Origin of the sequence: Saccharibacillus qingshengii (assembly GCF_013185195.1) — a bacterium.
Lineage (GTDB): Bacteria > Bacillota > Bacilli > Paenibacillales > Paenibacillaceae > Saccharibacillus > Saccharibacillus qingshengii.
Map to the genome: position 1 here is coordinate 117,269 of NZ_JAAZWC010000009.1, position 10,304 is coordinate 127,572.

Genomic DNA, 10,304 nt, shown 5'->3' on the forward strand with positions numbered 1-10,304 from the left:
AGCTCTACAATTTGTCGGACAAGGGAGTCAGGGGAGTGGAATGAGCGACTTTTTCGCAAGGACGGCGGCGTATTCGTACCATCTGTATCTGAATGCGGACAGCGGAGGACAGTTCTGGCTGAGTGCAACGGACGGGGAAGGACCCGTTCTGCTTCGCGATGCCCTGACGCCGCTGCCGCGCTACATGCTGCCGGAGTATCGGCTGAACCGGGAAGAGACGCCGATCCGCGCTTCCCGGCTGCTTGTCGTACGCGACACGCTGCTGAAAGCGATCGGAAGAGGCGATGCTCCGGGCGTGCATCTGCATATGGGCGACGAGGTCGAATTGGCGCTAATGGCCGATCCGGACCAGGGACTCGGTCTGACGTTCTTCCTCGACGGTGAACGTTCTTCGCTGATCGGACGGCTGCCGGAAGGCGCGCTCTATCTGGAGCCGGGCTGGTTCGGCCGCTTCGTCGACGCCGGATACGAGCTGATCGATATGCCCGGTTTCGAAGAAGACGACCTGGACTGGATCGGACGCCGGGTCGGACCGGAAGAATGGGAAGAACTGCTCGTTCGGACGATCCCGTCCATGCGCGGGCGAGGACTTGTCGTGAGCAGCGAGATCGAGTATTCGGCAGAACCGGCGGGCCGGATCGACCTTGTGGACTGCGGCGATAATCATGCGGTCGTTGAAGTTTCCCGCGGTGCGAATAGGCTGCGGATAGCCGGATTGGAAGGGTATGTGCTGCAGCTTGCCCCAAGCGGAGACGGCGCCGAAGAAGCCGCCGTGTCCGATTCGGGCGGAGCCGGAAATGCGGAGGCCGCTTCGGATGCAGAACCGGCCGGGCCGGTGCGCGGCAGCGCAGGAGATCGCCTCGTCGAACGGCTGCCCGACAGCTCGGGAGAGAACGCGGGGCCGGCGTTTCTGATGCGTCCGGCCCTGGGGACGGAGACGGTGAGCCGTTTATTCGGTTCCGCAGACGGCGGAACGGTGAGCGGCGAAGCCCTGGCGGAATTTGCGCGCCTGGTCGAACGCGAATGGGGGCCGCTGATTGCGGGCCGAAGCGCGGCGAAGTTCCGCGATCTGCACCGGCTCTACGACGCAGCGGATTGGAGCTGGTCGCTGCGCGGCGGTCCGGTCCTCGAGCGGGGCGTGGGGGTCGTTCACGCCGAGCCGGTCTTGAGCGCGGGCGGGCGGCTGTTCACGGCCGCCGAGCTGATCGACGCCTGGAGCGCGGGGCGTCGGTATCTGCGCCTCGAGGACGGATGGATCGACCTCGAGGCGCCGGAATTTGCCCGGAGCCTGCGCGAGCACGGCGCGGGCGGAGGGTCGGCCGGCCTGATCTCGGCCGGCTTCTCGTACCGGCAGCGCCTCGGGCTGCCGGGCGAGGCGGAGGCCGGAGAGCTGCCGCTGGCGCTCGAAGGGCCCAAGCCTGCGCAGGCCGGCGAAGAACGGCCGGCGCTTGCGCATCTGCGCTACCTGGCCGGCTGGGGCATGAACGGCGGCCTGTACGGCGGAGCCGAGCGATGGCTGGCGGAGCTGGCGGCTTTTGCGGCGGAGACGCTGGCCGCGGCACCGGACTGCCGGCTGGTTGTGGTCGGGCGCCGCGATCTGCTGACGGCACTGGCCGAGGCGGTAGAACTCGCAGCGGGCGGGATGGCCGGAGACGGAGAACCCGGAGAACCCGGCGAGGGATACTCTCCTCTATCGACCGGACGTGCGGAAGAGAAGTCCTCTGTTCAAGGCGGATCTGCGCGGACCGGTTCGGAAACGACGAACTCCGATCCGGCGCCGGACGGCGGCCTTGTCGAACGTCTGCAGCGCTGGGCGGATGAACGCCCGCTTCGCGGAGATTCGTCCGGGAACGAAGAAGAATCGGCGGATTCCGGTTCCGCCGCAGGCACCGGGCGGGGCATGCCGCTGCCTTCGCGGGAGGCGGACGGCTCCTCGGGGCATACGGAAAGCCGGTCCGCGGAAGGAACCGATGCTTCCGATGGGGGGATGCGGGATTCCGCCGTTACCGAAAGGACGGCGGGGCTGATTCTGCGCCCGGTCTCCCAACTGCAAAAAGGCGAATTCGAAGACAAGCTGCAGGCGGATATTCTGCTTCTGCTGGAGCCCGACGCGTCTGTTCGTTCGGACGAGACCCGGCTGTTCAGCCGGATCGACTCGGCCGAAGCGAGGGTCCGGATCGCCGTCTATTCAGACGAAGGCTCTATGAACGATGCGCGTGTCCGCGCCGTACAGATTCGGCTGCTGAAGCTCTATGATTCGCTGACGCGCAGCTTCCTGCTGCTGGACCCCGGCCGAGGGGCAGCGGTGCCGGGCGGCCGGCCTCCGCTGCAGGACAGACCGGAAATGAAACTCTCTTCCTGGAAGAAAGATGCGGCCGGCATGGCCGAGATGTTCGTCGACGAAGCGGCTGCCCGCCCGGAAGCGCCTGTGCGGCGGGGAATGTCCATCCCGCCCCGCGCGCCGGGTGCTTGGCCCCAACCCGATCCGCGCGACACGCAGACCTCGCGTCCGCAGCCGGAACGTTCGGCGCCTGTACCCCGGCGCCGAACGTCTTCTTCCGCCGCAGGCGAAGTCCGGCCGGTACGCCCCGTGCAGCCGCAGTCCGCGGAGCGGGAATTCGTACGTCGCGCGCGCGAAACGGCGGAACGCACGGAAGAAGAAGTGCCGTTCGCTCCTTTTTCAAGCTATTGGCCGACGTTTGCCGCGATGAAGCCCGAGCAGGAACACTGGTATTTCTATTGGAGAACCGAGTTTCGTCGAGGCGAAAAAGTCGAGACGGATCTGTCTTACCTGTTTATCTACATTTATGAGCTGATCAACGGAATCGGATGGGAGCATCCGCATGACGGACTGGAGATGCTGATCCGCGTATGGGAGAGCTACCGGGCAAGGTTCCGCCGCCTTGACGGCTACATGGCGGATTGGGTGCGCGAATTTGCTCTGGTCCATGCGCTCGATCTGCCGGAATCGCCCGCGCTCGAGCAGACGTCCGGGCTTCTCGCCGGGGAACTGCTCGATCTCGAGCTGTCCCGGCGGTTCGAAGGACAGCCGGGTGAGCTAACCTGGGAGCTGATTGCCCGGCTGTCGGATTATGACGTCACGACGAGCCGTTTCTACAAGGACGCGGGCAAAAAGACGCTGCCGCGCGTGCTGCCTCTTGTTGTACAGGCGCTCGACGAGCATCTGATCCGCTCCCGGGGGATCCGGCTGACCGGATTGTTCCGGGAAGCCGATATCCGGATTACGGAACGCTATTTGTTCCGCAGCGTCGTGTACGATCCCGAGCTGTACGGGCGGACGTTTCTGGTCCGAGCGCCGAAGTTTGGACTGCATGCGCAGCTGCGCGATTTCATCACCCAGGTGATCCGCCAGACGGAGAACGAACTGCGTGCCCGCTTCAAGTTCGGCGGTCGGCTGCGCGGGATCAAGCTTGATCCGGAACTTGCCGAAGTGATCGCCGGGGCGGTGGAGCGCGAATTCCTGCCGCCCGAAGAGCGCCGCGCGCCGGAACCGCCGAAACTTCCCGAGGTCCGGTTCGACCTTGAAGAATTGGAGAAGCTGCGCCGCGATTCCGACGAGGTGCTGCGTATGCTGACCGGAGAATTGATGGCATCCGGCAGCCCGGCAGAACCGGCGGATCTTGGGCAGAACGATCCGCAGCCGGTCCCGCCCGCGGACGCAGACCAAGCGGTCGGCGAAGACAGTGCCGCAGTTCGGGCAGACGAAGCCGCCGGTCTCTCCGTACCAGAGGTTTCACAGCGAGGGGAGCCGCCCGAAGCCGATGAATACGAAGGTTTCGAGACGCTCGAGCTGCCGGAAGAATCCGGATACGGCTGGGCGGGAGAAACGGTTCCCGGAGCTTTGTCGTTTGAACCCGAAGAGTCTCGGGCTGCGGGAACTTCCAAAGAGGCTGCGCCGGAAGCCGATTCTGCGGCACTTTCGGAGGCCGCAGCGCCGCCGCGAACAGACGAAGCCGGATGCGGCGAAGCGTCCGATCGCTCCGCCGCAGCTCCGGAAGCGGCAGCGCCGCCTTCAGGTGCCGAGCCGCACAGCGATTCGCTGCCGGCTGACTCGGCCGCCTCGGACGGATGGGACGTCTCCGCGCTGGATAGCGACTGGCAGGATTTGGCCGCCAGGCTCGGTCCGGCGGAGCGTGCCATGATCCGCGCCGTGCTGCTCGGTTCAAACGAGGCGCAGCGGATGGCGATTGCCGGCGCTTCCGGCGAACTGCCGGAAACGATGATCGACCGGATCAACGAAGCGGCGATGGAAGCGATCGGGGATCTGTTGATCGACGGCGGCGAAGTGCTGGAAGAATACTTGGAGAATCTCGCCGGACTGCGTCCGGAATGAAATCGGCGCATGTCCCGCGTCCGTATCCGTTTGAATGCGAACGGAGGGTCCTGCGTGCGCAGAAAGACGTTTTTGGAAACGGAAGAAAAACAAAGACTGTGGTATAGTGTGGGCGGGACGATGCGCTTCGGCGGACGTCCCGTGGAGCAACATTCGGAGGTGACTGAACGTGAATGCTAATCAAACGAAGATCCCCAAGCGGATATCGTCGGCGCTGGTGAACTCGCTGAGCGCCGGCGTCGTGCCGCGGATCGGACTTGAATATATAGCGGTGGGGCGGAAGCTCGAGATCGAATCGGTGCTTCGGGAGCTTGGGAACGTCGCGGAAGGCGGAGCGGCGTTCAAGCTGATTACGGGCCGTTACGGCAGCGGCAAAAGCTTTTTGATCCAGATTCTGCGCAACTATGCGATGGATCGCGACTTCGTCGTGGCCGATGCGGATCTGTCCCCGGAACGCCGGTTGGTCGGCACCAAAGGGCAGGGACTCGGGACGTACCGCGAGCTGATGACGCATCTGTCGACGCGTACGCGGCCCGATGGCGGAGCGCTGGAAGCCGTGCTGCAAAAGTGGTTCGCTTCGCTCCAGCAGCAGGCGATGGCGGAACTTTCACTGCGGCCGGACGATGAGAAATTGCAGGTGGAAGTGGAGCGGCGCATCTTCGAAGTGACGGGCAATATGGAGCATATGGTACACGGCTTCGACTTCGCGCGCGTGCTGTCGGCGTATTGGAACGGCTACAAGATGTCCGACGACGAACTGAAGCAGAATGCGCTGCGCTGGCTTCGGGGCGAGTTCCCGACCAAGACGGAAGCGCGCAAATGCCTGGGAGTCGGCGTCATCATCGACGACGACAACTGGTACGACTATATGAAGCTGTGGGCGGAATTCATGGCGAAGATCGGGTACAAAGGGCTGCTGCTGTTTATCGACGAAGGCGTCAATCTGTACAAGATCACGAATACCGTATCCCGGCAGAGCAACTACGAGAAGCTGCTGACGATCTTCAACGATACGATGCAGGGCAAAGCGCAGCATCTCGGAATCTTCCTCGGCGGCACGCCGCAGTTCGTGGAAGACCAGCGCCGCGGGCTGTTCAGCTACGACGCGCTGCGTTCGCGGCTCGTCGCGGGCCGCTTCGGCGAAGGGGCGGGCATGCTGCATTACGCCGGCCCGATCCTGCGGCTGGAGATGCTCTCGCACGCGGAGATTCTCGTGCTGCTGGAGAAGCTGCGCGATCTGCACTCTTCGCATTACGGCTACGCGGCGGCGCTCGATCAGAAGCAGCTGACCCGGTTCATGGAGTCGGAGCTCGGCCGGATGGGCGCGGATGCGCTGCTGACGACCCGCGAAGTCGTGCGCGACTTCATGGATCTGCTCAATACGCTGCACCAATATCCGGACCGCAGCTTCGACGAGCTGCTGCCGGACGTCCTGGGCCGCGCGCCGCAGATCGGCGGGTTGTCGCTTGGCGGACCGGGCAGCCCCGCTCTTGGCGTATCGGGTGCTCCGGGCGGAACCGGCACGGATGCCCCGCGCGGAAACATCGGACCGAGCCGCAGCGATTCGGGACCGACGGCTCCAGGCTCCGATTCCGGCATGCGTGCATCCGGCGCGGGCGGAAGCGAATCTTCGGAGCATCCGGCCCGCCGTAGGAGCTTGGCGGATGCCGGGCGACCGCAGTCCGGCGGAGATCTCTTCTCTTCGGCCGGCTCGGCGGCATCCACACCGGAACCGGAATTCTCTGCCAAGCCGCGTCCGCGCGGAAGCGGCTTCCAGAGCGGAGAAAATGTCGACGGGCTGCGGGCTGCGGCTTTTGATCCGTACAGCGGTGCCTCGTACGAAGCGGCGGGCCAGGCGTTCCGTGGCGGAGGCGTATCGGAAGCGCGTCCGGCCAGCGGTTTGACCGACTCCCGTTCCGAACGTTCGCCGGAATCGCCGGAAGACACGCTTCCGGGCAGCGCCGCAGCGGGTGAAGAAGGGCCGGACGATATTCTCGCGGAGCTTGACCTGTGAGCGCGGAGCATCCGTTTTACCGGCTTGCCCCGTTTATTCAGGAATACATTTACCGCAGCGGCTGGGAAGAACTGCGCGAAGTACAGGTGGAAGCGAGCCGAGTGGTGCTCGATACGAACCATCATATGCTGATCGCTTCCGGGACGGCTTCGGGCAAGACCGAAGCCGCCTTTTTTCCGGCGCTGACGCTGCTTGAACAAGAACCTTCTTCTTCGGTCGGCATTCTGTACATCGGACCGCTCAAAGCGCTGATCAACGACCAATTCCAGCGGCTTGAAGGGCTGATGCGCGATGCGCATATCCCGGTGTGGCATTGGCACGGCGACGTGCCGCAGTCCGAAAAGACCAAAGTCATGCGCCATCCGTCGGGTGTGCTCCAGATTACGCCCGAATCGCTGGAAGGGCTGCTGATGAACCGCCCCAACGCCATTCCGGCGCTGTTCGGCGACCTGCGGTTTATCGTCATCGACGAAGTGCATGCCTTCATGGGCGCGGACCGCGGCTCCCAGGTGCTGAGCCAGCTCGAACGCCTGTCCCGCATGGCGGGCTGTTCGCCGCGCCGGATCGGCTTGTCCGCGACGCTCGGCGATTACGAAGCCGTGAAGTCGTGGCTGGCCGGCGGCACGCGTATTCCGGTCGAGCTGGTCTCGCCGCCGGGCGGACGCAAGCTGCGGCTGTCGATCGAGAACTTCGCCATGCCGGATGCCCGCGACGAGCGGCAGAGCGAAGCGCTGGAGAATGCGAAGAAGTCGTACAACAACTTCATTTACGACCATACCCATCTCAAAAAAGCGCTCATCTTCACCAACAGCCGCACCGTCGCCGAGACGACGATTCTGGAGATGCGCCGGATCGCCGAGCTGCGCCAGCAGCCCGATGTGTTCCACGTGCATCACGGCAGCATCTCTTCGATGCTGCGCGAAGAAGCCGAGACCGCCCTGCGAGAAGGTTACGGTCCGGCGGTTGCGGCGGCGACGCTGACGCTCGAACTCGGCATCGACCTCGGCAGCCTGGAGCGGGTGATGCAGCTCGGCGCACCGTATTCCTGCGCCAGCTTCGTCCAGCGGCTCGGCCGTTCGGGCCGGCGCGAAGGCGCGGTGGCGGAGATGATGTTCGTCTGCGCGGAAGAAGACGACGAGGAAGCGCAGCTTCCCGCCCGTATGCCGTGGACGCTGCTGCGGGCGATCGCGGTATGCGAGCTGTATGTCAAGGAGAAGTGGATCGAGCCGCAGACGGTTCGCCAGCTGCCGCTTGGCCTGCTGTATCACCAGACGATGAGCGTGCTGCGCAGCTTTGGCGAAGCGGAAGCGGGCGAACTCGCCCGATCCGTGCTGACACTGCCTCCTTTTGCCAACTTCACGACGGATCAGTACCGCGAGCTGTTGGAGTATCTGCTTGCGACCGACCATATCGAGCAGACGGAAGACGGCATGCTGATCGTGGGACTGATGGGCGAGCGCGTATCGGGCCATTACCGCTTCTATGCCGTATTTCAGGACGAAGAAGAGCATGCCGTTTACGACGGTTCGGAAGAGATCGGTTCGATCACGACCGTCCCGCCGGCCGGCTACTGCTTCTCGCTCGCCGGTCGGCTCTGGAAAGTCGAAGAAGTCGACAACCGACACAAAGCTGTCTACGTCAAACACGCCAAAGGCAAAGTCGATACGCTCTGGCTCGGAGCCGGCGGCGACATGCATACGCGGATCGTGCGCAAGATGCGGGATATTTTGCGGGAAAACACGCTCTACCCGTATCTGGCTCCCAACGCGGCGGCCCGGCTCGAACGCGCTCGACGCCTGTCCCGCGAGACCGGCCTGACCGAACGACTCGTGCTGCCCGCGGGCGGCGACTCCATGTTCGTCATGCCGTGGATCGGCAGCCGGGAATTCCGGACGCTGGAACGCCTGCTGAAGAACAATCTGTCGCAGCAGCTCTCGCTTCGTTCGATCGTCCCGATGGAGCCGCATTATATGGTCGTGGCCGGACGCACCGACGCGGACGAACTGCAGCAGCTGATCCTGTCCGAGAGCGAGCGCATGGAAGATTCGATCCAGATGCTCGACGAGTTCGAAGCGCCTTACCTCGGCAAGTACGACGAGTTCACGCCGCCGAATCTGATCCGTGCCGCTTTCGCGGCGGACGGACTGGATCTGGAAGGGTTAAGGCGGGGGCTGCGGGGCGTATTTTAAACGTTAAATCGCAGCGATATGATAGGTAAAAGAGTCTTTTCCGTATTCGTCAGATCACGGGAAGGCTCTTTTTGGCGTTAACTTGGGATGCAACTTTTAACGATGCCGAAACGTCGGAAAGAAAATGGGATATTTGGAAAAGAGAACCTCAGGGAGGGGATTATATTGCCGAATAGCGGATTGACGCCGGCCAAATCGATTGGAAGCCGGCAGGCGGGGAAAGTGAAAAAGGTAATGGGGCTTGGGCTGCTGCTTCTGATGACTCTGGCAGTAAGCGGCTGCGGAAAGGAAACGGATCGTAGAGAATCCGGATCGCTCGGCGCTGCGGAAGGAACGATTGCCGATTGCGAGGTCCCTCTGGATCCGAATCCGCAGCGGGACGACCCTGAGCTTAGTGTCTCAGTCGGCAGTATCGACGCACTTCAGCCTTCCGAGCCGCAGCCGTATTCCGGCATGATCGGTTATGTCGTAAAAAAGGAAGGTTCGCATATTCTGGTCGTATCGCCGGAGAGTCGAAAACTCGGCCCGGACATGGATAATATGGATGACTACGACGCAACCTGGTTCGGCCGGGCGCCGGAGCTGATTCAGGTCGGCATGAAGGTGGAAGCTTGGGCAATCGGCGGACAGGTAGAAGAATCCTACCCCGGCCAAGCAGGCGCGGAACGGGTCGACGTGTTGAACGACGAGCCTCCGCAAGAAGCGGATTTATCGGAGGCCGAAGCTGTTCGCGACGCTATCGGACAGCTTGAGCCGGACGAACATTCTTTTGCTATTGTGCGGGACGCGGAATATAGGCCGGGAGAAGATTCATGGAGGATCGAACTGCTGAACGAAGACCGGCAATCTGTGCAGATCGAGATCGAAGATTAACCTCATACGGAAAAGGAGGCTGTATTCGATGAATAGGCAAATCGGGGAATCGAATAGATGCCGACGGATTGTCGGGTTCGGAGGGGTAGGACTGGCTCTGCTTATTGCATCGGCCTGCGGATCCGCCGTGCATCATCCGGGCCGCAGACAAATCCGAAAGACGAACAAGGCTTGGTCTCCGCGGGCAGCGGGTACGTGATCCAGACGGACACCCGGAAGGCATTTTGGTCGTCTCGCCGGAAAAAGAGGATTTTGGCGATAACGGAGAAGACGATGCCTATTACGACGCGACTTTCTTCTCCGGTGCTCCGGAAACCGCCGATATTCGGGTCGGGATGCACGTTGGCGTCTGGATGGAACCGGGCAGCACGGTGATGACCTCCTACCCGGCACAAGCCGCCGCCGCGCGAATCGAGATTCTGGAAGATCCCCGGCCCGAGGGAGCGGAACTGGCGCAGTCTCGAGCCGTAGAGAGGGCGCTCGATTCGCTCAAGAAGGGATCATCGGGAGTTCCTGTTGTGCAGGAAGCGATGTACGACGAAGCACGGGATGCCTGGACCGTGAAGCTGCTGGATGGGGAGCGCAGGAGGCTTGCGATTGAAGTGCAGGATGAGTTGGGCAAATAACTGCGCAGGAACCGTTATTTGGTGAAGATGAGCGGCTGATGGCGAAATAGATGCGTAGGAACCGTTATTTCGCGGAAAAAGAAGATGTCAGGCGGTTTGAGAGGGAAATAGATGTTATCCTGCATCTATTTCAGCTGAACCGAAGAATCGAAGCGAATTAAGGGTCGCTGTGCAATTATTCGCTGCATAGATATCTTTTTAGGGGTTTAATTGCCGTAAAGTATTAGAAAAGAGATAATTGGGCAGAC

At 62.5% G+C, this 10,304-nt stretch carries 4 protein-coding genes and 1 pseudogene; all 5 read left to right on the forward strand.

Annotated features, from left to right (window positions below; translation table 11 throughout):
* The first annotated feature begins 40 nt into the window (after positions 1-40).
* The 5 genes and pseudogenes from HRQ60_RS10030 to HRQ60_RS10050 all read left to right on the forward strand — a co-directional run bounded on the left by HRQ60_RS10030 (position 41) and on the right by HRQ60_RS10050 (position 10,056).
* The gene (locus HRQ60_RS10030) at positions 41-4,354 is read left to right on the forward strand and encodes a TerB N-terminal domain-containing protein (protein WP_172195676.1); all 4,314 of its coding nucleotides are present in this window, start codon (positions 41-43) and stop codon (positions 4,352-4,354) included.
* 169 nt (positions 4,355-4,523) lie between these two features.
* Positions 4,524-5,804: pseudogene (locus HRQ60_RS10035) on the forward strand (ATP-binding protein); the annotation flags it as partial.
* Between the two features lie 560 nt (positions 5,805-6,364).
* The gene (locus HRQ60_RS10040; protein ID WP_172195678.1) at positions 6,365-8,557 is read left to right on the forward strand and encodes a DEAD/DEAH box helicase; all 2,193 of its coding nucleotides are present in this window, start codon (positions 6,365-6,367) and stop codon (positions 8,555-8,557) included.
* A gap of 165 nt (positions 8,558-8,722) precedes the next feature.
* Positions 8,723-9,430 (forward strand): DUF3221 domain-containing protein, encoded by a 708-nt coding sequence (locus tag HRQ60_RS10045; protein ID WP_172195679.1) that lies wholly within the window; start codon positions 8,723-8,725, stop codon positions 9,428-9,430.
* A 104-nt stretch (positions 9,431-9,534) separates the two neighbouring features.
* Complete coding sequence (locus HRQ60_RS10050) at positions 9,535-10,056, forward strand: DUF3221 domain-containing protein (protein WP_172195680.1); 522 nt, start codon at positions 9,535-9,537, stop codon at positions 10,054-10,056.
* Positions 10,057-10,304: the final 248 nt, after the last annotated feature.